Origin of the sequence: Corynebacterium sp. HMSC06G04, from assembly GCF_001807365.1 — a bacterium.
Classification (GTDB): domain Bacteria; phylum Actinomycetota; class Actinomycetes; order Mycobacteriales; family Mycobacteriaceae; genus Corynebacterium; species Corynebacterium simulans.
Genome location: NZ_KV788623.1, coordinates 254,160 through 276,629, shown reverse-complemented (window position 1 = coordinate 276,629; position 22,470 = coordinate 254,160). Strand labels below are relative to the sequence as shown.

20 protein-coding genes are annotated in these 22,470 nt (G+C 58.9%); 3 read left to right on the top strand and 17 right to left on the bottom strand.

What is annotated here, in order from left to right:
* The first annotated feature begins 56 nt into the window (after positions 1-56).
* Positions 57-431, top strand: coding sequence for an RNA polymerase-binding protein RbpA (locus tag HMPREF3158_RS10565; RefSeq protein WP_070498475.1), 375 nt, complete (start codon positions 57-59; stop codon positions 429-431).
* A gap of 142 nt (positions 432-573) precedes the next feature.
* Here HMPREF3158_RS10565 and HMPREF3158_RS10560 read toward each other — a convergent pair whose 3' ends face one another.
* The 3 genes from HMPREF3158_RS10560 to HMPREF3158_RS10550 are packed head-to-tail and all read right to left on the bottom strand — an operon-like array spanning position 574 to position 3,624.
* Positions 574-1,464, bottom strand: coding sequence for a polyprenol monophosphomannose synthase (locus HMPREF3158_RS10560; protein WP_070498473.1), 891 nt, complete (start codon positions 1,462-1,464; stop codon positions 574-576).
* Positions 1,465-1,468: 4 nt separating this feature from the next.
* Positions 1,469-3,016 carry an apolipoprotein N-acyltransferase gene (lnt, locus tag HMPREF3158_RS10555; RefSeq protein ID WP_070498471.1) on the bottom strand — a complete coding sequence of 516 codons (1,548 nt, stop codon included), beginning with the start codon at positions 3,014-3,016 and terminating at the stop codon, positions 1,469-1,471.
* The gene (locus HMPREF3158_RS10550) at positions 3,016-3,624 is read right to left on the bottom strand and encodes an FxsA family protein (protein WP_062035012.1); all 609 of its coding nucleotides are present in this window, start codon (positions 3,622-3,624) and stop codon (positions 3,016-3,018) included. The genes lnt and HMPREF3158_RS10550 overlap by 1 nt, the downstream gene beginning before the upstream one ends.
* A gap of 100 nt (positions 3,625-3,724) precedes the next feature.
* On the opposite strand from HMPREF3158_RS10550, the gene HMPREF3158_RS10545 reads away from it, so the two are divergent.
* A complete protein-coding gene (locus HMPREF3158_RS10545; protein WP_062035014.1) occupies positions 3,725-4,606 on the top strand; it encodes a hypothetical protein in 882 nt (293 codons plus the stop codon).
* A 70-nt stretch (positions 4,607-4,676) separates the two neighbouring features.
* Here HMPREF3158_RS10545 and HMPREF3158_RS10540 read toward each other — a convergent pair whose 3' ends face one another.
* The 13 genes from HMPREF3158_RS10540 to HMPREF3158_RS10480 all read right to left on the bottom strand — a co-directional run bounded on the left by HMPREF3158_RS10540 (position 4,677) and on the right by HMPREF3158_RS10480 (position 19,933).
* Positions 4,677-5,429 (bottom strand): SDR family oxidoreductase, encoded by a 753-nt coding sequence (locus tag HMPREF3158_RS10540; protein ID WP_062035016.1) that lies wholly within the window; start codon positions 5,427-5,429, stop codon positions 4,677-4,679.
* Positions 5,430-6,614 (bottom strand): M24 family metallopeptidase, encoded by a 1,185-nt coding sequence (locus HMPREF3158_RS10535; RefSeq protein WP_070498469.1) that lies wholly within the window; start codon positions 6,612-6,614, stop codon positions 5,430-5,432.
* Between the two features lie 23 nt (positions 6,615-6,637).
* The gene (locus HMPREF3158_RS10530) at positions 6,638-9,451 is read right to left on the bottom strand and encodes a DEAD/DEAH box helicase (RefSeq protein WP_070498468.1); all 2,814 of its coding nucleotides are present in this window, start codon (positions 9,449-9,451) and stop codon (positions 6,638-6,640) included.
* Positions 9,452-9,472: 21 nt separating this feature from the next.
* On the bottom strand, positions 9,473-10,534 hold the full coding sequence (tatC, locus tag HMPREF3158_RS10525; protein ID WP_371326207.1) for a twin-arginine translocase subunit TatC: 1,062 nt from the start codon (positions 10,532-10,534) through the stop codon (positions 9,473-9,475).
* A gap of 85 nt (positions 10,535-10,619) precedes the next feature.
* Positions 10,620-10,883 carry a Sec-independent protein translocase subunit TatA gene (gene tatA / locus HMPREF3158_RS10520; protein ID WP_062035022.1) on the bottom strand — a complete coding sequence of 88 codons (264 nt, stop codon included), beginning with the start codon at positions 10,881-10,883 and terminating at the stop codon, positions 10,620-10,622.
* Between the two features lie 77 nt (positions 10,884-10,960).
* Positions 10,961-11,917 (bottom strand): helix-turn-helix transcriptional regulator, encoded by a 957-nt coding sequence (locus HMPREF3158_RS10515; RefSeq protein ID WP_062035024.1) that lies wholly within the window; start codon positions 11,915-11,917, stop codon positions 10,961-10,963.
* A 2-nt stretch (positions 11,918-11,919) separates the two neighbouring features.
* A complete protein-coding gene (locus HMPREF3158_RS10510; RefSeq protein WP_070498466.1) occupies positions 11,920-12,918 on the bottom strand; it encodes a helix-turn-helix transcriptional regulator in 999 nt (332 codons plus the stop codon).
* 34 nt (positions 12,919-12,952) lie between these two features.
* Complete coding sequence (pafA, locus tag HMPREF3158_RS10505) at positions 12,953-14,329, bottom strand: Pup--protein ligase (RefSeq protein ID WP_201057431.1); 1,377 nt, start codon at positions 14,327-14,329, stop codon at positions 12,953-12,955.
* A gap of 44 nt (positions 14,330-14,373) precedes the next feature.
* Positions 14,374-14,565 (bottom strand): ubiquitin-like protein Pup, encoded by a 192-nt coding sequence (locus HMPREF3158_RS10500; protein ID WP_061922482.1) that lies wholly within the window; start codon positions 14,563-14,565, stop codon positions 14,374-14,376.
* A 73-nt stretch (positions 14,566-14,638) separates the two neighbouring features.
* A complete protein-coding gene (gene dop / locus HMPREF3158_RS10495) occupies positions 14,639-16,156 on the bottom strand; it encodes a depupylase/deamidase Dop (RefSeq protein ID WP_062035030.1) in 1,518 nt (505 codons plus the stop codon).
* The gene (gene arc / locus HMPREF3158_RS10490; RefSeq protein ID WP_070498464.1) at positions 16,141-17,700 is read right to left on the bottom strand and encodes a proteasome ATPase; all 1,560 of its coding nucleotides are present in this window, start codon (positions 17,698-17,700) and stop codon (positions 16,141-16,143) included. Before arc ends, dop begins: the two co-directional genes overlap by 16 nt.
* 91 nt (positions 17,701-17,791) lie before the next feature.
* Positions 17,792-18,628, bottom strand: a complete 837-nt coding sequence (locus HMPREF3158_RS10485) for a tRNA (adenine-N1)-methyltransferase (protein ID WP_061922473.1) — start codon at positions 18,626-18,628, stop codon at positions 17,792-17,794.
* 45 nt (positions 18,629-18,673) lie between these two features.
* Positions 18,674-19,933 (bottom strand): M18 family aminopeptidase, encoded by a 1,260-nt coding sequence (locus HMPREF3158_RS10480; RefSeq protein WP_061922470.1) that lies wholly within the window; start codon positions 19,931-19,933, stop codon positions 18,674-18,676.
* Positions 19,934-19,979: 46 nt separating this feature from the next.
* Here HMPREF3158_RS10480 and HMPREF3158_RS10475 point away from each other — a divergent pair, with 46 nt between their 5' ends.
* Entirely contained in the window at positions 19,980-20,804 is an 825-nt protein-coding gene (locus HMPREF3158_RS10475) for a RecB family exonuclease (RefSeq protein ID WP_061922467.1), read from the top strand.
* Here HMPREF3158_RS10475 and HMPREF3158_RS10470 read toward each other — a convergent pair.
* Entirely contained in the window at positions 20,801-22,468 is a 1,668-nt protein-coding gene (locus HMPREF3158_RS10470; RefSeq protein WP_062035034.1) for a formate--tetrahydrofolate ligase, read from the bottom strand. The genes HMPREF3158_RS10475 and HMPREF3158_RS10470 overlap by 4 nt on opposite strands.
* Positions 22,469-22,470 lie beyond the last annotated feature (2 nt).

Here is a 22,470-nt window from a genome sequence, read left to right as displayed (position 1 = left end):
CTTGGGTGATGTATGTCTACCCTTCCAAGCACACTTTATGAAAAGGATGATGTTGCATGGCAGATCGCGTACTCCGTGGTAGCCGCATGGGCGCCGTCAGCTACGAGACGGACCGTGACCACGATCTCGCACCACGCCAGATGGTCAAGTACCGTACCGAAGATGGTGACATCTACGAAGTTCCTTTCGCAGATGATGCGGAAATTCCTGAGGAGTGGATGTGCAAGAACGGTAAGCTTGGCACCCTGATTGAGGGCGAAGGCGTTGAGTCCAAGCCAGCTAAGCCACCACGCACCCACTGGGATATGCTGCGTGAGCGCCGCTCCATTGAGGAGCTGGATGAGCTTCTCAGCGAGCGCATTGAGAACCTGCGCTCCCGCCGTCGTTCTGCCGCTCGCCTGCTCAAGGAAGAGCAGGAGAACCAGGGCTAGTGCGGCCTTCCCCAGCGGAGAAACGCAGCTAAATAGAAATAAGAAAGCGGCCTGTCAGCTCTCCTAGATATTAAATCTAAGTGTTAAAGGAGAAGCTCACAGGCCGCTTTTGCGGGCTTAGCCCGACGAAGTACTTGGTGTACTACTTGGAGTTGCCGAACTGGTGCTTGAGCAGAGACTTGACCTCGTCTGCGAAGTCACCGGTCCAGGCAAGGCCTTCCTTGACCTTGGCACCCAAGCCCGGGATGTTGCTGTGGCGGTAGGTGTAGGATGCGATGTTTCCTACCTCACCGGCGAAGTTCTTGACCTGCTCAGAGCGATGCGCGACGCCCCACTTGGTTACCTCCATCAGTGAATCCTTGACGAAAGAGCCGTCAAGCTTAGACTCGCCGTACTCGCGCTCGGTGAAGGTGATTGGCACCTCGCGTACATCCCAGCCGTCTTTGACGGCGCGGAAAGCAAGATCTACCTGGAAGATGTAGCCAGCCTTAGACAAGTCTTCGAAGTCGATGGACTCGAGCAGCTCGCGGCTGAATGCGCGGTAGCCTGCAGTCATATCGGACAGGCCTGCGCCCAGAGCCACTGAGATGTAGATATTGCCCAGGCGAGACAGGTACTCGCGGGAAGTCGGCCAGTTGACGGTCTCGCCGCCTGGAATGTAGCGGGAGCCGATTACCAGATCAGCGCCCTTGTCGATCTCAGCGAGCAGCAGGTGCAGTTGCTCCGGTGCGTGAGAGCCGTCAGCGTCCATCTCACAGAGAACCTGGTAGTCGCGCTCTAGGCCCCACTTAAAGCCGGCGATATAAGCGCCCAGCAGGCCACCTTTGCCCTCACGGTGCAGGACGTGCAGCTTTTCGTCTTCAGCTGCGAGCTTATCCGCTGCTTCACCGGTGCCGTCGGGAGAATTATCGTCAACGATGAGGATGTTGACCTCTGGCGTTGCCTTGCGGACGCGTCCGGTGATTAGCGGAAGGTTTTCGATCTCGTTATAAGTCGGGATGATAACCAAGGTGGAAGCGTGGGTGTTGCTCACGTTTTTAAAGCTCCTCTTTGTTTGCTGCCGCTAAGACGGCAGAGTTTCTGCGTGGCGCGCTTAAACAAGGTTTCTTCCGCAATGAGCGAAGAGCCCACAACGCGCTGACTGTACCAATGATAACCATCAGCCATTGCAGGAGCGAACCAAACCTTACAGCGATCGTCGTACCCTCGCGCAGCGGAAGCGTCTCAATCAGATACTTGGGCTCAAAAATTTCGCTCTGTTGGCTCACCGTGCCATCTGGGGCGACGATGGCGGAGACGCCGGAGGTCGCCGCCACCACAACCGCGCGGTCGGTCTCCATGGCGCGCAGACGGCTCATGGCCAACTGCTGATAGGTCATGTCGGAGTATCCGAAGGTGGCGTTATTCGTCGGCGTCGTAAGAATCTGCGCCCCATTGCGAATCGAGCTGCGGAAGGCTTGGTCGAAAGAAACCTCGTAACAGGTAGCCACCCCAACCAATACGTTGTTCATGTGGACCACGCCGGGGCCATCGCCGGCCTTGAAATCACCGGCCAAATCCACCAAGTCGGTGATCTTGCGGAAGAAAGAACGCATCGGCATGGTCTCGCCGAAAGGCTGCAGATACTTTTTGTAGTGGTGCTCTCCTACTTCCCCATCTGCTTTAAAGACCTGCATGGTATTACGCGAGCCCGCTGCGTCCTCAGTCAGTGTGCCCACGAGGATGGGGGCCTTGATGGCGTGCACCGCGGCGTCGATAAGCGCGCTTGCTTGGGCGTCCTCAAATGGGTTTACGTCGGAAGAATTCTCCGGCCAAATGACCATGTCCACTGGTTTGCCTGCCGCGGCGGCCTCCTTCGTTACCCGCACGTGGTTTTCCAACACCGCACGGCGCTGAGCGGCAAAGTCTAGCCCCATGCGCGGCACGTTGCCCTGGATTGTTGCAACGTTGACCTCACCTACTGTTTTGCTTGGGCGATTAACTAGACTGCCTGCAGCGAACCCAACGATAAGCGGAAGGATGACAGCAGCGGCAGCCCCCGCACGCAACTTGCCGCGCGATCGAATCATCCCTACGAGGCCGGACGCCATTAGCACCGTGGCGAAGGTGATAAGCGCAGGCCCGCCTAGCGGTGCGAGGTTCGCAAGCGGCCCGTCGATCTGCCCCCAAGCCAGACGCACCCAGGAAAAACCGCCGAAGGGAACGCTCGAACGCAGCATCTCGACGGCGACGTAGAAGAACGCAAAGAAGATAAACCCCGTTTTATGTCGCGCTAACGCAGTGCCGCCCATGCCCAGCAGGAGGCTGTATAGCGCTAGCCAAAACGCCAAGGCGACGTAAGGAAAATTGCCCACCAATTCGCCGATCCATGGCAGCGTGAGCAGGTAGAGCACGAATCCATGTGCAAACGCGTTGCCCGCGCCGGCGCGCAAAGTAGGGGCATTACTCCCCCACGGCGTGAGCACGCCATAGAGCAACGCAATGCCTAGGATTCCCATTGGCCACCAGCCGAGTGGCTGGACGGCTAGAAAAGTAAGACCGCTCGACAGGCAGGCTAGCGTCAGGCGGATTAAAAGGTGTTTCATTACTTCGCGGAATCCCCCGCAGAACCAGATCCACCGTCGGTGAAATCATCCGGACTGAGATTCTCGCTCCACTTGCGGATTTCTTCCTCGTCAAGGACCTCTGCCGAGCCGTCTTGGAAAGGATTCCGCACGTTAGAACCATTGTTTGTTTTGAAGCCATCGAATCCGCCGAAGCTGCCATAAGAATCGTGGTGCTGTGCCATGGGGCTAGCTTCGAAGATGCGGGTACCCATGTGCTCAATCTTGCGCACCATTGATGCTGCGAGGATAGTACGCGCCAGGGAACGGGTAGGCGCGAAGATCAGCAACGCGCCCACAATGGTGGACACAAAGCCTGGCATCGATAAGAGCATGCCGCCTGCCAGCGTGAGTCCCACGTTGCCTGCGGTCTTTCCCGCCTGCTTGCCGTCCATGTAATAGATGCCATCTTCGCCGCGGACCACCTGACGACGCATGATGCGGCGAACCTCCCATGCGGCAATGGTCATGCCGAAGAACATGGTGATAAAAAGCGCCAGCACCGCGCCCAAGATGCCTAGCCATTTAGCCACGGCCCAAAAGGCGACGGACTCGAGCAAAACATAGGCGATAAACAGAACAAAAGGCATGGCTTCTACCCTACCTATCCGCAAACTTTGCGCGTGCGGCCAACACCCCTTGGCAGACGCGAATATTGGCGGTAGGTCGAGGAAAGTTAAGATCGCAGCCATGACTGATTTGCCCCACACCCCGCCCCAAGAATCACCGCAGGGCGCTCCTCATGGCGCGCCGCTGCTGCTTGACGACGCCACCTTCGGCACCATCGCACGCTTTGTTCCGGTCGCAGGCTCGACCACCGCGACCGACTGGGTAGAGATTGCGGCCCTGGCTCAAGATTTGGCCGATGGGAATGTGTACTTGACAGAAGGCGCCGCACTGGAGCTACGCGGCGTGCATGATCAGCAAGAGCTGTTGGAGCGCGTTAGCGCCCCGGGTTTGCTGGCAGGTACTAAGCCGGTGCTGGCCTCTCCTCTATCTGCCGCTGCTCGTGCCGTGGCACGCGATATCGCAGCAGTAGTAGAAAGCTTGGATGCTGCGGCAAACCTGCGCCTCGGAGTCGACGGCGGCCACGGCGACATCCTGTACGAGGGGCTGGACTTTGGTGCGATGCTGGAGGGCGAAAATAGCGCGCGCCTGATTAAAGGCGGCGCACTAGATAAAGATGTTTTCAGCATCGAGGAGCTAGTGCCAGCCCTAGTCCAGGCGCTGGAAGAAAGCGATACCCTTTCAGCTACCGTGGCGCATGGCTCCGGCAATGCCCAACACGACCGTGGGGCTTTTGAAGGCGAGCGGCCAGCGCTGCCAATTGGTTGGCTGGCTGAGCATACTCGCGAAGGAATCGTGGACCTTGGCGCGGGCCTACACAAAGGAATCATCCCGGCAGAGTTTGCGGATCTGATTGGTCGTCTCGATGTCCCGATTACCGTCACCCCGTGGCAGGGACTTATCTTCCACGACATCGCGGAAGGCGATGCCGAAGTGGTCCTGCGTGTTCTTGCGCCACGCGGGTTCATCTTCGACATCAATTCGCCGCATCTCTACAGCTTTTAAGCGCGCCTATTGGCCACGCAGTTTGGCTTGGCTACAAGCTAAACTCGGCAGTCAATTCTCAACGCTGCGTCTAACGCGGCATATGCCGCCAGATAGGACGTGGTACAAGCCGCATGACCCATGCCAGAGCCTGCAAAGCGCGAGGAATCCAAAGCGTGCGGCTGCGAGGCATGCGGCCTTCATCTGCCGTGATGGAATCCACGACGGCGTCTGCCACGACGTCGGGAGTCACTGATAACGGCGCCGGCTTCATACCAGTGGTCATGGAGCCAATGACGAAGCCCGGGCGAGCAGTGATTAGCGCGAGCGGACCACCGTGCAAGCGATCTGCCAGTCCCTGGCAAAAGGCGTCTAGACCAGCCTTGGTGGAACCATAAACATAGTTCGCGCGGCGCGCGCGCCATCCGGCAATCGAAGAAAAAGCGACGATGTGTCCGGACTTCATCTCATCAGCTAAGACCGTAAGCATGGACACCTGAGCGGCATAGTCCACCAGTGCGATATCGAATGCGTGTGCTTCGTCATGCTCCGCGCGTTCTTGCTCGCCCAAGATGCCGAACGCGACTACCGCCGTTTTGAGTTCTTCGCCCTCGCCAAGGCAGCGCTGCGCCGCGTGTACGAGGTCGCGATGCTTTTCTACCTGGGTGGCGTCGAAATCTAGCGTATGTACTTCGGTGGCACCCGCGGCGCGAAGCGTGGCGACGCGCTCGTCAAGGCCTTGCAGGCCACGGGCGGCCAGCACCAGTTCATTTCCCGGCGCAAGGCGCAGCGCAATCTCGCCGGCGATGTCGCTGCGACCGCCCAAGATCAAAACCCCTGCCATCTAGCGCAGCTCCCGCGGAGCCTTGTTCAGGGACTCGTAACCATCCGCAGCGGTGTAAACGATGTCCTCCAAGCGCATGCCCCATTTGCCCGGAATGTAGATGCCCGGCTCAATGGAAAAGGCCATGCCTTCCTCCAGCACGAGCTCGTTGCCTTCCATGATGAAAGGCTCCTCGTGAGTGGAAAGCCCAATGCCGTGACCGGTGCGATGGGTGTAGTACTCGCCATAGCCCGCCTCTTCGATGATGGAGCGGGTGGCGCGGTCTACATCCTGCGCGGTGGCACCGGGCTTGGCCGCAGCGCGGCCGGCAGCCTGGGCACGCTCCAGCACTGAATAAGCTTTCTGGAAGTCCTGCGGTGCCGCGGAAACGTCGCCGCCGACGACGTAGGTGCGGGTGGTATCGGAGTGGTAACCGGAAGGCAAGGTTCCTCCGATGTCGACGACCACCGGCTCGCCTTCAGTGAGCACGCGGTCGCCGTAGTCATAATGCGGGTTCGCGCCATTCGGGCCAGAACCAACGATGATGAAGTCGATCTCGACATGCTCGCGCAGGATCAGCTCACGCAGATCAGCGGCGACGTCGGCCTCGGTGCGGCCAGGCTGAAGCAGCTCCGGCACGGCGTTATGCACGGCGTCGATAGCCGAGCCCGCCTTGGCCAGCTCCTTGATCTCGGCGTCATCCTTGCGGGTGAAAAGCTCAGCCAAAGCGTAGGTGGCTAGTACGTACTGCGGTTGCGCAGAAGAATTGGCGCGCAGCTTATCCTGCAAGCGCAGCACATGATCGGCAGTCAGGGAGGCGCCCAGCGCAATAGTGGGCGCCTTGTTCCCTTTGTCCCCTGTGCTTTCAGAGCCTTCCTGCTGCTGTGCAAAGGAATCGCAGGCCAGCGCATAGGGATTTTCGCCATCTTGCCAGCCGCGCAGTTCGATGCCCAGCTCCGCGACAGGAGAAGCATTCAGCGTCTCAATATCGGTTGCAGGGGCAACGATGAAAGGCGCGGCGTCCGGGCGCAAGACCAGTGCGGTCAGGCGTTCGTGGGAAGAAACCCACGAGCCGGTGAGGTAGGCAAAGTCTGCGCCGGTACCGAGAATAAGGAGGTCAATCCCCTTTTCTGCGGCGACTTCTTGCGCATGCTTAAGACGCTGCGCGTAGACCGAAACGGGAAAAGCAACTTGTGAATCAGACATGCCCTCGAGCCTACCTTTTTGGATTAAGCTCCAATTGCCACAACGCCGCGCTGAATCGCATCCATAGCCCTGCGGGCATTGCGGCGAATATCTTCCTCGTAGCCCGTCTTCGCAATCTGCTGGAGCATATCGACCACCTGGCGGCACCAGCGCACGAAATCACCTGGAGTAAGCTCCGCACCGGCCTCGTTGGCTGCTGCCATGCAGTAGCCCAGCGGTGCGCCCGCGGCCCACTGGTGGATGGCGAGCGCAAAGCCGGCCTCAGGCTCGCGAGTGCGCGGCAGGTTGTGGCGTGCTTCGTCTGCGATGAGCTCAGTGTAGATGCGGTAGGTTGCCTCCATCGCATCGGCCATCGCCTCCGTTGCAGCCTCCGGCTCACCGCGGGTCTCCTTGCGGTTTTCGAAGACACACAGCGAAGCCACGCCCGCGAGCTCCGCGGGATCCAACTCGTTCCAGATACCGCGCTTGAGGCACTGCGCAACTAGTAGGTCGGATTCGCTGTGGATTTGTGCAAGGCGCTCGCCCTCGTCGGTGATAACGGGGGTACGTTCTGCGCCAAGGCCTTCGAACTCCACATAGTCCATCTCTGAAAGTAGGTCTACGATGCGGCTGAAGGTCTTGCCCAAGGTGTCGGTGGCGCGCTCGATACGAGCGTTGACCTTCTCGAGGTCACGTTCACGGCGGGCAAGCTTCTGAGCCAGGCCTGCGAGCTGCTCGCGGTCCGTGGCCGGCCACGCATGCGCTGGGTGTTGGCGAATAGCGTCGCGCAACTGACCGACCTTTTTATTTGGTCGGTTGCGCGGCTCCAAACGCATCTTCTTCGGGCGGTCATAGTGGTTGCGCTTGAAGGAATCCTGCACGAACTTGGTGTTGCGACGGGGATTCTTCTGCACTGGGCGCGGCAGCTTCATACGCCCGACCACAATCGGCGGGTTGTTGATCCCGGAGGCGTCGATGCGACCGGACCAGCCGGTTTCAGTAGTCACCCAAGGGCGCGGATCGGCAGCCTGGTTTGCCGGGGTGACCACCACGGCCAAGATTGGGCGCTTTTTGCCTGCGATAGCAATGACTTTACCGACTTGCAGGCGGGCGAGCATCACCGTGACTTCTTGGTTGCGTTGTGCGGTGTTGTTCGCGTGCGCGGCTTTTTCTTCTTCGGTGAGCTTGCGGCGCAAACGGATATAGTCCATGAGCACCTCGGCCGGGTCCTCCCCGTCACGCGCCGGCGGTGCTAGAGCATCGATGGCGTCGTCAAGCTGATTGCGAAGCTCGCGTACGCGGTGCTCTGCCTTTTCTACCTCGCGGGTCTCCTCCACCACTGAGCCGTCTGCCTGGAACTGTGCAAAGGACTTTTCCAGCAGGCGCAGCGATTCCTCGAAGCCCAGCATGCCGAGCAGGTTGATGGCCATGTTGTAGCCCGGCGTAAAGGTGGAAATGAGCGGGTAGGTACGCGTGGAGGCAAGACCTGCGACGGCATGCGGATCCATCGCTGGAGCCCATTGCACCACCGCATTGCCTATGGTGTCGATGCCACGACGGCCCGCGCGGCCAGTCAGCTGCGTGTACTGGCCCGGGGTGAGATCGACGTGCGCCTCGCCGTTGAATTTGATCAGTTTTTCTAGCACCACAGTACGGGCCGGCATGTTGATGCCCAGCGCCAGGGTTTCCGTGGCGAATACCGCGCGCACGAGACCTTTAACGAAGAGCTCTTCAACGATGTGGCGGAAAGCCGGCAGCATGCCCGCGTGGTGGGCGGCAAATCCTCGCGACAGCGCTTCGCGCCAACGCTTGAAGTCAAGCACCTGGAGATCTTCTTCCGGAATGCCTTCTACGCCGGCATCGATAATCGCCTTGATCTCCTCGGACTCTTCCTGAGTGGTCAACACCATGCGGCTGCGCAGGCATTGATAGAGCGCGCCGTCGCAGCCAGCACGGGAAAAGATGAAGGTAATTGCCGGCAGCATGTCCATTCCTTGGAGCACCTGAAGGGTTTCCGGCCTGCCGAGCGGACGATACCGGTCTTGGGATCGGGCATTGCCAGAGCGGCCGCGCTTATCGCGGCTTCCGCCGTGTCCGCCACCCTTGTGGCGAGCGCGGCTGCGAAAACCTGCACGGTCGTTGCCAGCCGTCTTGCCGTCGTCACTATCGCCGGCTTCAAGGCGCCGGATGCGGCGCGCTAGTTCGGCGTTTACCTGTCCCTCAGTCTCTGGCTCGAAGAGCGGATAGACCTTGCGGCCAATCATCATCCATTGGTCGAGCGGAACTGGACGGTGCTCAGAGACGATGACGGTGGTATCTCCGCGTACGGTAGACAGCCACTCACCGAACTCCTCCGAGTTAGAAACCGTGGCTGACAGACCGATGATGGATACGCTTTCATCAAGGTTGAGGATGACTTCTTCCCAGACCGCACCACGAGAGGCATCGGCCAGGAAGTGGATCTCGTCCATGACAACGTGGCTAAGCCGCTCCAAGGCTCCGGACTCGGCGTAGATCATGTTGCGCAGAACTTCGGTGGTCATCACCAAGATTTCCGCGCCGGAATTGATGGAGACATCGCCGGTTAGAAGCCCCACAGCATCCTCGCCGTGGGCAGCTACGAGATCGTGGTATTTCTGATTGCTTAGCGCTTTAATCGGCGTGGTGTAGAAACAGCGAGTGCCGCGCGAAAGCGCCAGGGAAACTGCAAACTCACCGACGATGGTCTTACCCGCGCCAGTAGGCGCGCAGACCAGCACGCCGTGGTCATCTTCAACCGCACGGCAACCTTCCACCTGGAAGTCATCGAGGGGGTGGCTAAGTTCTGCGCGAAAGGTATCCAGGTGCATGGAAGTCATAAGCACCAAGGCTACCTGTTGCTACAACACATCGTCGAAGAAGCTCGCGTTATTGTTCGGTGCCGACTGAGAGTTGGGAATTGATGGCTGTGAAGCCTGCGTGGGACGGGTTTGCTGCGGTGCGGCAATCGGGGTCGGAGCCGAGACTGCGGAGGCGCCGCCAATGCCGCTGGCTTGGGTATTAAGCGGTGAGGCTGTCTCTTCGTCCAAGTCCAACCACTCGGGGCGTTCGCGTTTGCGGCGCCTATCGTTGATGCGGCAGAACTGGAATGCAAGCTCTACGAGCAAGCACAGCGAGCCAGCGAGCACCAGCATCGAGAACGGATCCTGGCCAGGCGTCATAAACGCGGCAAAAATCATAATCAACACGATGATGATGCGGCGCTTGTCCTTAACGTGCTCGTACCGCAGGATGCCCAACAGGTTCAAAGCAACAACGAGCAACGGGATTTCGAAGCTGACACCGAAGATAATGAGCAAACCGAGCAAGAAACGATAATAGTCCCCACCAGTCAACGCTGCGGTCTGGAATTCCTCACCAATGCCCATGAGGAATTCAAGGCCAACCGACAGAATGAAGTAAGCAAGAACTGCACCGGCAACGAAAAGAATCACCGCGATAGCGACGAAGCTAAAAGTAAAGCGGCGCTCATTCTTATGCAGGCCAGGAACAATGAAGGCCCAGATTTGGTAGAGCCACACCGGCGAAGACAGCACGGCACCCGCTAGGGCGCCCACCTTAACTCGCAGCATCAGCATCTCGAACGGGGTGGTTGCCAAAAGGCGGCACTCTCCGTCCGCGGTGAAGGACACGCGCTTTTCTTCCGGAAGCGAACAATAAGGTCCGCGCAGAATCTCACCGAGCGGTGGCATGTTAAACGGTGCCTGTTGATACCAAATGAAACCGACGATGGTTCCTACCACCAGCGCAAGCAAGGAGATGACAATGCGGCGGCGCAACTCTTGCAGGTGCTGGACGAGCGTCATCTCCCCCAACGGGTTCTTTTTTGCCTTGCGTTGCGCGCGCAAACGCGCAAGTGCGCTCGCGGGCTTCGCGGCTTTCGCAGGAGAATTCTTCGGCATTGTTTAAAAGGATGCTTTCACATAAAAAGGCGAACACCGAACCTCAGCTGAGGCTGGAGTTCGCCGTGGTTGCTAGGCCTAGTGATTAGTTAGCGTTGCCGCCGTTTGGCTGGGCCTGGCCTGGCTGCGAAGAGGTACCGTTCCAGAACTCCTCGTCGGACTGCTTAGCGGCAGAAATCTGGTTTGGCTCCTGCTTTGGCTGGTTTTCCTGGTGCATCTCGTTTACTTCAGACTTGAAGATGCGCATGGAGCGGCCCATCGAACGAGCCAGCTCCGGCAGCTTGGTAGCGCCGAACAGAAGCAAAACGACAAGCAGAATAGCTAGAATTTCCCAAGGTCCCAGGCTCATGGGTTCCTCTTTCTCTTCAGATTATTGGTGTGGGGCGGCAGTTTTAAAAAGCAACCGCCTTCTGAACTTACGAACGGCTATTTAGTATAACCGCCCAGTGCCGCTAGACGGCGATCTGTAATCGCCTTCACGAGCGAATCCGGGCTGGTGACCCGCACTCTATCAGCTTGGCTTAACGCGAAACGAATAAACCACTCCTCCGACCCAATCGCCATCGTTGCAGCTACGTAGCCATTTTTTAACGTCTCGCCCAAGTCAATGTCGTGCTGTTCTGCTAACCATGTGAATTCTGGGTGAATCTCTAATGTCGCTTTCTTGGCGTGTCGCATGGCAAAGGGCTGCTCGGGATCGAAGTCAAGTTCCCGCAGGTGGGGGTAGGCCTTTTCAGCAAGCGTCTCGACCTCTTGAATGCGGTCCAAGCGAAAGGTGCGATGCGCTTTTTTCGATTCCTCCCACGCAACGAGGTATGGCTCGGATTCATAGATAAAGATGCGCGCAGGATCCACTGTGCGTTCTTTTTCCTGGTTGCTGGAGGCGGACCAATATTTAAAGCGCACGCGGTGCCGCTTATCGACGGCGCTTGCTAGCGTGGCCTGGACTTGAGACTCATGTGGATCGGTATCCGCGAGAGAGTCATAGATAGCTGCTGTCTTTTCATCCATAATCTCCCGCAGCTTTGCGGCTGCTGACTTAACGGCCTCGGTATCGATGAGGCCAGGCATGGCCTCGAGGCTTTCGAGGGTGAGCAAAAGCGCACCGGCTTCCGTCGGAGTAAGCCGCAGCGCCTGCGTTAAGCCTTGGTCATTGTAGATTTGGATGCCGTCGCGATAATCGAAGGACAGGTCGATCAGGTCTTCGGTGTGACGGCCTACGCCTGAGCAAAAGAGGCGATCCACCGCGTCTTTAAGCTCCGCCGGCGTCATACCAAGGTCGGTGGCGGCTTCCATCGGGGTTTGGCCCGGATGATTGCGAAAGTACGGGATCAGGTTTAAAGAGCGTACTAGCGCTTGCAACTTCTGCGAACCATCAGCCATGGCTACTCCCCTCCTTCCAGTGCGGCCTCATCTGTGACGCCGAGTGGCGCACTCAGCAGCTTAATTATCGCCTCGCGTACCTCTGCAGGTTCCTTAACCTCCACCTCGGGCGCATAACTTGCTGCTATTCGCACGAGCCAATCCTTATCCACGCCGCGCATCCTCACGATTCCATCATCGCGTCGTACCCCTGCTGCTTCCAGCTCCCGGGCACCGCCTTCAGGAATCGCCACCAGCGCATCGACGCGCTGACCGCGCTTAAGCGTGTCTACCACCAGCTCTTGCAGTGGCTTGGGGGCAACAAGGTGGGTCGCCTCCTGCCGGGAACGTTTCACATTATCGATGCGAGTAGCGCGAAATACGCGAGGGGCTTGCCTGTCGACATCCCAGCCCACGAGGTAAACGCGGCTGTCATGGTTGACTAATCCCCACGGATCCATAGTGCGCCGGACTGCCGGCGCGGAAGGCCGCGCGTAGTAATCGAAGCTGATACGCAAACCCTTACGCACGGCCGTCAGTACTGCAGTGGTTACCTCAGGGCTAATGCGGGTGATGTCGTTAACCGCAACGTAGACGGGCGCACCGCTGAGATCTCTTGAGGCGCCCGAGGCAGCAATCTTGGTCCAAGCAGACAGCGTGAAATCGCTGAGTCCGCCCGGCTTGCCGATGCCGCCGGCTACGCCCAACACCATCGCTTCCTCTGGGGTGAAGTGGACCGGAGGAAGTTGGTATTCCTCCTGGTTAAGACGATAGGTCGAGCCAAATTCACCACTGGTATGGACCACTGGCACGCCTGCGCGCTGGAGGGTGACGACGTCGCGCGCAAGCTGTTTTAGAAAGGCCTCGTCTCCGCGATCTTGGTAGCCTTCCACGTTCTTGCGGATCCAGGCTGCGCTGCGATCGGGACTGCCGCCGCCGTGGGCTGCGCCCTGCAGTGCAAAGGAAAGATTGGTCAATCTTTCAACGGCGGGATCGCGTTTGCCTGGTTGAGGCTTCGCCATAGGCCCGTGTGCTCCTTAAAGGCAATAGGTAAATTTATGCGTTGTGCTCCATGTAGTCTAACAACGCTTGCAGCCGTGCATCTTCGAAGACAAACGGGTCTGAGAACTCCTCAGTGTGCGGTTCAGGTCGGTTTACCTTCAGACGCGTCCAATCCACGGTGACGTTGGCGCCCAAGCGGCGTGCCGTCTGCAGGAATTCTCCGCGCAGGCGCGCACGCGTAGTCTGCGGCGGAGTATCGACGCAGGCCGCGATAGCCGCGTCGGTGGTCCAACGCTCAACCATCTTGCGCGATTCCAACACATTGAATAGGCCGCGGCCAGGGCGAATGTCGTGATAGGTCAAGTCAATCTGCGCCAGCTTGGGGTGGGCCCAATCGCCGCCGAGGCGCTCACGATAGCGATCCAGAAGGCTGCGCTTGATTACCCAATCGATCTCGCGGTCTACGCCGCTGAAATCTTGGGTATCAATTGCGTGCAGCGTGCGCTGCCAGAGGTCTACTACCTTGCGCATCTCGGCATTCGGAGTGCCCTCATCCGGGCGTTCCTCCAGCCAGCGTTGGGCTGCCTCGCACAGGGCGTACTGCACTTCCAATGCTGTGATGGTCGAGCCGTCCTTCAACCCCAATTCGGTACGGCCAGTGGTATCGCGGGCGATGTCACGGATGCGATGAATAGGATCAACGACATCGAAACGCGGTACGTCGAAGCCTGCCTCTAGCATTTCCAGCATCAACAACGTTGAACCAACTTTCAACGCCAGCGTGGTCTCCGACATGTTGGAATCGCCGACGATGACGTGCATGCGGCGGAAGCGTTTCGAGTCACCATGCGGCTCGTCGCGTGTGTTGATGATTGGTCGCGAACGAGTCGTGGCCGAGGACACGCCCTCCCAGACTTGATCCGCGCGTTGGGAAAGCAAAAAGCGAGCTGGCTGGTCTGCCTTAGCCGGTTGAATCTTGCCGGCGCCGCAGATGAGTTGGCGGGTGATCATGAAAGGCAGCAAGGCCAGGCCTAAGTCTTTGAGCACCGCGTGACGGCTAATGAGGTAGTTCTCGTGGCATCCATAAGAGTTGCCTGCTGAGTCGACGTTATTTTTAAACAAGTAGACGGAAGCTGGGCGATTTTCGGCAGCCATCGTCCCTTCAGCCTTGCGGGCGAGCTCGTCTACGATGCGGTCGCCGGCGCGCTCATAGTTGATGAGCTGAGTGAGGCTATCGCACTCGGCAGTGGCGATTTCCGGGTGTGAGCCCACATCAAGGTAGAGCCTTGAGGCATTTGGGCTAAAGATATTCGAGGAAGAATATTGCTCCACAACGGGCCGGAACAGGATGCGCGCCACCTCATCCGGAGTCAGCGCGCGCTGATTGCCATCGACCCGTGAGGTCACGCCATATTCGGTCTCTATGCCCATGATGCGGCGGGCATAGACATGATCCGTGTGCGCCTCGCTCACGTCTATTCGCCGCCCTTTTGCACATATGCGCGTACGAATTCTTCAGCATTGTTCTCGAGCAGGCCGTCGATCTCATCAAGCAGATCATCCGTGCCCGCGCTATTGATGCTCACCTGGCCCGCGGAGAACTCCGCTGCCTCGTCACCGTTGCTACCGCCGTTGCCGGCGTTTACCTGGGATTGGTTTCCGCTCATTGTCCTTAATCCTTCTTTCTTTCCTACTATCTTTCTATCTTTTCGGTGAATTGCTTCCTATGGATTCTTCGCGCTAACTGTGCCGAATCGCTACCCCGGCCTTGTCGAGCTCAACGAGTAGTGTTTCGACGTCGTCAGCCCGCTCGATGAGCTCCGCAGCATCAGCTGCGCCTAGCTCTAGCGTGTCATCGAGAGTGACGGTCGCGATGTTGGAACCGTGACGCAGGGAGACAGACTGCCAGCTGGCGGCAACGACTTCCTCACCGTATTTTTCTATGACTCGGCCGCGGAAGAACGCACGCGTATCCCGCGGCGGGTTTTGGGCTGCCCTCGCAATCTCCTCCTCACTGACGAGCACGCGCATGCGCCCCTTTCGCACCAGCGCATGGTAAAGCGATTTGGCGGGATCGACGTCAGTGTATTGGAGATCGATAAGCGCCAGTTTGGGATCGTCGACGGCCACGCCGCGATCCATGTATGCCTTGAGCAACTGGTATTTGGCTACCCAGTCCACCAAATGCGCCGCGGAAAGCGGCTCTGCCGCGAGCAGGCCGACGACCTCGTCCCACGCCGCCAGGACCTTCTCATCCACGGCGTTCGTCGGAGTGACCCGCTTGCGATATTCAGCTAGCAAATCAAGTGCTGTGAGCTCGCGGCCGTCCTTGAGCTTCAGCTTGTGCTGTAGCTTGAGGTCTCGGCTGACCAAGGAGACCTCGGCTACCGCATCGCGGAGCTGTAGGTCGCTGAAATCGACGCCCGCTTCAATGGCATCAAGCACTAAGGAGGTCATGCCAAGCTTTAACAGGTTTGCTGTCTGTGACATGTTGGCATCGCCAATGATGACGTGTAGGCGGCCAAAGTCCTCAGCTACCGCGTGCGGCTCGTCGCGAGTGTTGATGATGCCGCGGTTGAGCGTTGTCTCCAGCGAGATTTCCTGCTCGATGTAGTCGGCGCGCTGGGAGATCTGAAATCCTGGCTCTTCACCTTCTTGTCCAAGGCCAACGCGGCCAGCGCCAACCACTACCTGACGTGCCACGAAGAACGGGATGAGGCCCGCGGCAATCGCGGAAAATTCGGTAGAACGCCGGTACTGGTAATTCTCGTGCGAACCGTAGGATGCGCCTTTGCCATCCACATTGTTCTTGTAGAACTTCAGTGGCGGGCACGGATCATGGTTCGCCAGCACAGATGTGCCCTGCGCGGATAGGCGCGCTACCGCTTCGGCGGCTTGTTGCAAAACTACGTCACCGGCGGCGTCGTAAAGCATGGCGTCCCAAGCATTCGTGCATTCCGGGGAGGAATACTCCGGGTGCGCGTGGTCGACGTAGAAGCGCGCACCGTTTGCGGTCACCACGTTGGCCACGCCGATTGCATTCGGATCGACCACGGGAACGGTTTGATAGCGCTTCAAATCAAAACCGCGGGAGTCACGCAGCGGATGCTCCTCGCGGAAGTCCCAGCGCGAACGCGCCAAAGTATGAAGCGCCGCATAAGCCACGACCGCATGGGTCGAGGTGACAATGGGCGAAAGCTCTGGACTCGTGGGAGTGGAAATCCCGTACTCAGTCTCTGTTCCTAGGACGCGTGCCATGAGGTACTCCTAAAGCCCATTAGCTCAACTCGGGTTACTTCTGCGCCAGCCTGGGTGCCGGCAACAATCTTGGTCCACTCCTCAGGGCTAGCCGAGGTTGGTACGTATTCTGACTCCGCCTGCTCCGCGGCAATGGCCTGGCGCAAGTGATCCGAAGTAATACCGTGCGTGCTCATCTCGCTATCAGCAAGCGCTTCCTTGATCGCAAGCTTCTTTGCACGCGCTACGATGTTGGCAATCATCGCGCCGGAGACAAAGTCGCGGTAGAACAACGTCCGCGGCTCATCATTGCGGTAATGCAGACGCACGAAGGGCCGCTCCGAATAGAGCTCTTCGACTGCTGAGTCAATGAGCCCCTCGAGGTCCGCCTGGTGCGGTACCTTCTGACCCAGATGCCGGCTAAAGATCTCGCGGGCGCCTTGCTTGTTGGGGCGATTGACGCGAATCTTGATGTCGAGCCGGCCCGGGCGCATGATGGCAGGATCGATGAGCTCCTCGCGGTTGGTGGCGCCGATGACGATGACGTTGCCCAGCTTTTCGACGCCATCGAGCTCCGTCAGCAGCTGCGGTACCACCGTTGTCTCCATGTCTGAGGAAACTCCGGAACCACGGGTGCGGAAGATGGATTCCATCTCGTCGAAGAAAACGATGACCGGGCGGCGCGAGTCCTGGGCTGCGAGTTCGCGAGCGCGTTCAAAGATCAGGCGAATGCGGCGCTCGGTCTCACCCACGTACTTGTTTAAGAGTTCAGGGCCTTTGACATTCAAAAAGAAGCTCGGGCCGCCGCTACCCATCTTGGTAGCAAGGGAGTTTGCCACGGCCTTAGCAATCAAGGTTTTGCCGCAGCCCGGCGGCCCATAGAGCAACACGCCCTTCGGCGGCTCCAAGTCATATTGCCGGTAAAGATCCGGATGCAGGAAAGGAAGCTCGACGGAATCGCGAATTTGGGAGATCTGAGCATCCAGACCGCCGATGTCGTCGTAACTGAGCTCTGGGACCTCCTCCAACGAAAGTTGCGCCACCTCGGACTTTTCAATCTTTTCGAGTGCGACACCTGCCTTGCCGTCGACAAGGACTGTGTCGCCAGTGCGAATGCCCTCGCGAAGACGTGCGGACAAGAGCACCACCTGCTCCTCGCCGGAGGAGTTCGCAATAATGACGCGGGTGGTGCCTAAAGTCTCTTGCACGGTGGCAAGGCTTCCCGTTTGCGGGTGACCACAAGCTTCTACAACGACGAAGCCCTCGCCCAAACGCACGAGTTGGCCGGCTTCGAGGCTGCCTGGCTCTAGGTTGGGCGAGACCTTAACCCGCATGGGGCGGCCGTTGGTATAGACCTCGGCGTCGCGCCGGGAATCATGCGGCTTTCCTGAGTATCCGAGGAATACACCATAGGTCGAGGCAGGCTCTGAAAGCTCATTGACCTCGGCCAACATCTGCTGCAGCTTGTTGCGGGAATCCTGCAGCAGCGAAGCGAGCTTGGTGTTGCGCTCGGCTAACTGATCAATCTGCCTTTTGAGGGCGGCTGTGTGACTTGCGTCGGTCATAGCTACACACTAGCGCGTGAACCATGCCGACAAGTCAGGTTGGCCTAAAATCCCCCGCGGATTCTTTGGCTCCGCTTCGTTTCTTTTGCACCTACTTGCGGGCGCGGCGCTGCGGGCGGGGTGGAGTCACGCCGTCGGCAAGGCGGCGCGTCCAGATGAGGAACGCAGTGTGCGCGTTCATGCGGTGCTCTGGACGGGTGGCAAGGCCTTCCACCTTCCATTCACGCACGAGGGACTCCCAGGCCTTCGGCTCGGTAAAGCACTTCAGCTCGCGGATCCCCTCCATGACCTTCATCAGCTGCGGCACGGTAGCCACGTAGGTCATGAAAACGCCGCCTGGGATCAGGATGTCGCGAACCTTCTCCAGGTGCTCCCACGGCTCAAGCATGTCGAGGATGACGCGGTCAACCGGACCGCCGAGTTCTTCCACGGTGACGTCCGCCAAATCACCCAAGCGCGGCGTCCACCACTCAGGCTGCTCGCCGAAGTATTCCTTGACGTTGTCCACGGCGTACTCCAGGTGGTCATCGCGCACCTCGTAGGAGAAGACGTGTCCCTGCGGGCCAACGGCGCGCAGCAGCGTCATGGACAACGCACCGGAGCCGGCGCCAGCCTCCAAGACGCGTGCGCCCATGAAAATATCGCCTTCGACCAGGATCTGCGCGGAGTCCTTCGGATAGATGACCGCCGCGCCACGCGGCATGGAAAGCACGTGGTCCACCATCAAGTGACGGAAGAGCAGGAAGTCGCTGCCCAGCGTGGAGCGCACCACGGAGCCCTCATCCAGACCGACGATTTCGTCGTGGCGGATGATGCCCTTGTGCGAGTGAAACTCGCCGCCTTCCTCAAGTATCACCGTGTAGTGGCGGCGCTTAGCATCGGTCAGTTGGACGCGATCGCCATAGTGAAAAGGTCCGGAATAAGGCATGGTGTGTGCTTCCTATGCTTTCTCGTGGATTTAAAGGAGGTTTAATTAACCCAACAAGTATGCCTCAATGGCCTTGGCCATCCATACTTGGTCACGTTCGCCGACCATCTCGCGTGCGGAGTGCATAGAAAGCATCGGCACGCCGACGTCGACGGTGTCGATACCTAAGCGGGTCGCGGTGATGGGACCGATGGTGGAGCCACAGGGCACGTCGTTGTTGCCCACGAAGCGCTGGAAAGGAACCTTGGCCCGCTCGCATGCGCGCTCCCACAGGGAGACGGTCGTTGCGTCGGACGCGTAGCGCTGATTGCCGTTGATCTTGGTGACGGGGCCCTTACCGATAATCGGGTGATGCGTGGGATCGTGCTTGCCTGCGTAATTAGGGTGGACCGAATGCGCGGCGTCGGCCGACACGCAGCAAGAACGCGCATACATTTGATACCGCTCCTCCTCGTTGGCTCCCAGCGCGCGACCAGTGCGCCCCAGGACATCGGCGAGAATCGGGCCGGCAGCACCGAAACGAGAAGCCGAGCCCACCTCTTCGTGGTCGAAGGCAGCCATGACCAAAATGTCTTCGTGTCCATAGTCCTTCTGCTGGGCGGCATTGCGCATTGCGACGAGGCTGGCAAACACGGAAGAAAGATTATCCATGCGGCCGGCCGCGATGAAGCGCTCACCGGTGCCGAATACGGCGCCCCGCTGGGCATCGGCAGTAATGAGATTGAATGCAGAGATCTCATCCTGAGCCACGCCGATGGACTCCGCTACCACGCGCAATACCGAGGCATCGGGAGTGCCCACGGAAAGCACCGGCTGCATGTTGTGCTGGCGATCCGGCTTGAACTCGTCCTTGCGGTAGAGGTGGATAGCCAGCGAAGGAAGACGCAGAATCGGGCCGGTGTTAACCAAATGATGCACGCCATCCTTCGTTACCACCTGACCGGCAACGGTCAGCTCACGGTCAAACCAGGTATGCAGCAACGGGCCGCCGTAAATTTCTACCGCGACCTGCTGCCAGCCCGCAGCATCAAAATCGGGGGTCGGCTTGAGCACAAGGCCCGGCGAATCTGTATGAGAACCGATGATCCTAAACGCGGAGTGTTTGCCCGCGCCCTCCGGCACGAACCAAGCCATGATGGCGCCGCCGCGAATCATGTAGTGGCCGCCTGGGGCTGCTGACCATTCCGCGGCCTCATCCTGGCGGACAAAGCCCACCTCTTCTAGCTGGCGCGCCACCTCGTGGGCCGCGTGATAGGAAGAAGGAGAAGCGGCTATGAAATCAAGGAACTCATCCGAAATACTCATGCCTCCTACTTTGCCATGAATTGCGCCGCGCTAGGCTAAAAGGACCATGGCTGATGCACGAAAACCTCGCCCGTTGGCGCTTTCGCCTTCTCGGGCCTCAGACTATAAACAGTGCCCACTTCTCTACCGCTTTCGGGCAATTGACAAGCTCCCCGAGCCGAAGACCGTAGCGCAAGTAAAAGGGACGCTGGTCCACGCAGTTTTAGAAAACACCCACAAGCTGCCGCGCGAAGAGCGTGACTACCCCGCTGCAGTGAAAATGATTAAGCCGGAATGGGCCAAAATGGTCGCTGCCGACGCCGAGCTTAAAGAGCTCGTGCCCGAGGAAGAAACCCTCGATTTCTTCGTAGCGGCCCGCGAATTGCTCAAGGGCTATTTCCAGATGGAAAACCCGCAGGGCTTCGATGCTAAAGAATGCGAGATGTACGTCAATACTGTCTTGCCAAACGGCGTGCCGGTCCGCGGCTTCATCGACCGCGTGGACGTTGCCCCAACCGGTGAGGTCCGCGTCGTGGATTATAAGACCGGCAAGAAGCCAATCCCCCGCTTTAGCCAAGACGCCCAGTTCCAGATGCGTTTCTACGCGCTTGTCTATTGGCGAATGCTGGGCGTCATCCCCGCCCAGCTGCGCTTGATGTATCTCAAGGTCATTGACTCGATGTTCCTTACCCCAACCCGCGAAGAGCTGGAGTACTTCGAGCGCGACCTAGGCGAGCTCTGGGCAAAGATCGAGGGCGACGGTAAGGAAGGTCTCTTCCGCCCGAAGACCTCGAAGCTTTGCGGCTGGTGCTCTTTCCAAGAGCTTTGTCCTGAATTCGGCGGAACCCCGCCCGAGTATCCGGGTTGGCCGGGCTCCGCCGCAGATAACTAGAACAGGCCGGAAATGGTGCCATCGGCGGCAACATCGATGTTGTTGGCCGCCGGCTTCTTCGGCAGACCCGGCATGGTCATGACGTCGCCAGTCAGCACCACGATGAAGCCCGCGCCAGTACGCGGCAGCAGCTCGCGCACGTGGAGGGTATGGCCCTCTGGAGCGCCCAAGGAAGCCGGGCTATCGGAGAAGGAGTACTGCGTCTTTGAGATGACCACTGGGAAGTTATCCCAGCCATTGTCCTTGATGTACTGCAGGTCCTTCTTGGCCTTCGGGTCGTACTCGATAGAGGTTGCACGGTAGACCTCGGTGGCGATCTTTTCGATGGACTTTTCCACGCCCTCTGCTGGATCGTAGAGCTGATGTGCCTGACCCTCGGAGAGGTTTTCTAAGAGAGTTTCTGCCAACTCCTTGGCTCCTTCGCCGCCCTTTGTCCAGACATCTGCCTCAGCCAGGGCGACGCCAAAGTCCTTGGCCCAGGTCCGCATGAATTCGCCCTCGGCCTCGGTATCGCTGTAGAAGGAGTTGAGCGCAACTACTGGTTGCAGACCAAACTTGCGGATGTTTTCAACGTGGCGCTCGAGGTTGACGATGCCCTTGCGCAGTGCGTCAAGATTTTCCGTGGTCAGGTCCTCACGGGCCTGGCCGCCGTTGTACTTTTGGGAGCGGATGGTGGCAACGACCACAGCACCCGCGACGTCGAGCTCGCCAAAGCGAGCCTTGATATCCATGAACTTCTCGCCGCCCAAGTCAGCGCCAAAGCCAGCCTCGGTGAGCACAATGTCGCCGAACTTCATCGCAGTCTGTGTTGCAAGCAAGGTGTTGCAGCCATGCGCAATGTTGGCAAAAGGTCCACCATGTACGAATGCTGGGGTGCCGCCGAGAGTCTGCACGAGGTTCGGGTTGAGGGCGTCGCGCATCAAAGCGGTTAGTGCGCCCTCAGCACCAAGCTCGCGTGCCGTGACTGGCTCTTGGTCGAAGGTATAGCCAACGGTGATATCACCCAAGCGCTTCTTAAGGTCTTCGAGGTCAGTAGCCAGGCCCAAGATAGCCATGATCTCAGAAGCTGCGGTGATGGTGAATCCAGTTTCCGCAGGCACTCCGTGTGCCGGGCCGCCGAGGCCGGTGACGATGCCGCGCAGCGCACGGTCATTGACATCGAGGCAGCGCTGCCAGGTCACGCGGCGCGGGTCGATGCCGAGCTGGTTTCCTTGGTGTATGTGGTTATCGACGATGGCAGCCAAGGTGTTGGTGGCCGCTGCGATGGCATGGAAATCACCGGTGAAATGAAGGTTGATATCCTCCATCGGGACAATTTGGGAATAACCACCGCCGGCGGCACCACCCTTGATGCCCATGACTGGGCCTTGGGAAGGCTCACGCAAAGCGACGATGGCCTTGTGCCCCAGTAGTGCCAAAGCATCGGTTAGGCCAATCAGCGTGGTGGACTTGCCTTCACCAGCCGGTGTTGGAGAAACACCAGTGACGAGCACCAGCTTGCCTTTAGTGGGAAGGTCCTCGAGCTTCGTGATATCCACCTTGGCTTTGGTGTTGCCATAAGGAATTAGCGCTTCCTCCGGGATTCCCGCACGAGAAGCAATATCGGTAATTGGCTCCAGTTTGTGAGCCTGTGCGATTTCGACGTCTGAGAGTTGGGTAGCCATGG

Excerpts from the sequence above, each read along its gene's own strand:
- HMPREF3158_RS10530 (WP_070498468.1), bottom strand. The coding sequence starts at position 9,451 with ATGACTTCCATGCACCTGGATACCTTTCGCGCAGAACTTAGCCACCCC.
- lnt (WP_070498471.1), bottom strand. The coding sequence starts at position 3,016 with ATGAAACACCTTTTAATCCGCCTGACGCTAGCCTGCCTGTCGAGCGGT.
- pafA (WP_201057431.1), bottom strand. The coding sequence starts at position 14,329 with ATGGGCATAGAGACCGAATATGGCGTGACCTCACGGGTCGATGGCAAT.
- HMPREF3158_RS10500 (WP_061922482.1), bottom strand. The coding sequence starts at position 14,565 with ATGAGCGGAAACCAATCCCAGGTAAACGCCGGCAACGGCGGTAGCAAC.
- HMPREF3158_RS10550 (WP_062035012.1), bottom strand. The coding sequence starts at position 3,624 with ATGCCTTTTGTTCTGTTTATCGCCTATGTTTTGCTCGAGTCCGTCGCC.
- HMPREF3158_RS10470 (WP_062035034.1), bottom strand. The coding sequence starts at position 22,468 with ATGGCTACCCAACTCTCAGACGTCGAAATCGCACAGGCTCACAAACTG.
- HMPREF3158_RS10540 (WP_062035016.1), bottom strand. The coding sequence starts at position 5,429 with ATGGCAGGGGTTTTGATCTTGGGCGGTCGCAGCGACATCGCCGGCGAG.
- HMPREF3158_RS10545 (WP_062035014.1), top strand. The coding sequence starts at position 3,725 with ATGACTGATTTGCCCCACACCCCGCCCCAAGAATCACCGCAGGGCGCT.
- dop (WP_062035030.1), bottom strand. The coding sequence starts at position 16,156 with ATGGCACGCGTCCTAGGAACAGAGACTGAGTACGGGATTTCCACTCCC.
- HMPREF3158_RS10515 (WP_062035024.1), bottom strand. The coding sequence starts at position 11,917 with ATGGCTGATGGTTCGCAGAAGTTGCAAGCGCTAGTACGCTCTTTAAAC.
- HMPREF3158_RS10475 (WP_061922467.1), top strand. The coding sequence starts at position 19,980 with ATGGCTGATGCACGAAAACCTCGCCCGTTGGCGCTTTCGCCTTCTCGG.
- HMPREF3158_RS10480 (WP_061922470.1), bottom strand. The coding sequence starts at position 19,933 with ATGAGTATTTCGGATGAGTTCCTTGATTTCATAGCCGCTTCTCCTTCT.
- tatC (WP_371326207.1), bottom strand. The coding sequence starts at position 10,534 with ATGCCGAAGAATTCTCCTGCGAAAGCCGCGAAGCCCGCGAGCGCACTT.
- arc (WP_070498464.1), bottom strand. The coding sequence starts at position 17,700 with ATGACCGACGCAAGTCACACAGCCGCCCTCAAAAGGCAGATTGATCAG.
- HMPREF3158_RS10485 (WP_061922473.1), bottom strand. The coding sequence starts at position 18,628 with ATGCCTTATTCCGGACCTTTTCACTATGGCGATCGCGTCCAACTGACC.
- HMPREF3158_RS10510 (WP_070498466.1), bottom strand. The coding sequence starts at position 12,918 with ATGGCGAAGCCTCAACCAGGCAAACGCGATCCCGCCGTTGAAAGATTG.
- HMPREF3158_RS10565 (WP_070498475.1), top strand. The coding sequence starts at position 57 with ATGGCAGATCGCGTACTCCGTGGTAGCCGCATGGGCGCCGTCAGCTAC.
- HMPREF3158_RS10535 (WP_070498469.1), bottom strand. The coding sequence starts at position 6,614 with ATGTCTGATTCACAAGTTGCTTTTCCCGTTTCGGTCTACGCGCAGCGT.
- tatA (WP_062035022.1), bottom strand. The coding sequence starts at position 10,883 with ATGAGCCTGGGACCTTGGGAAATTCTAGCTATTCTGCTTGTCGTTTTG.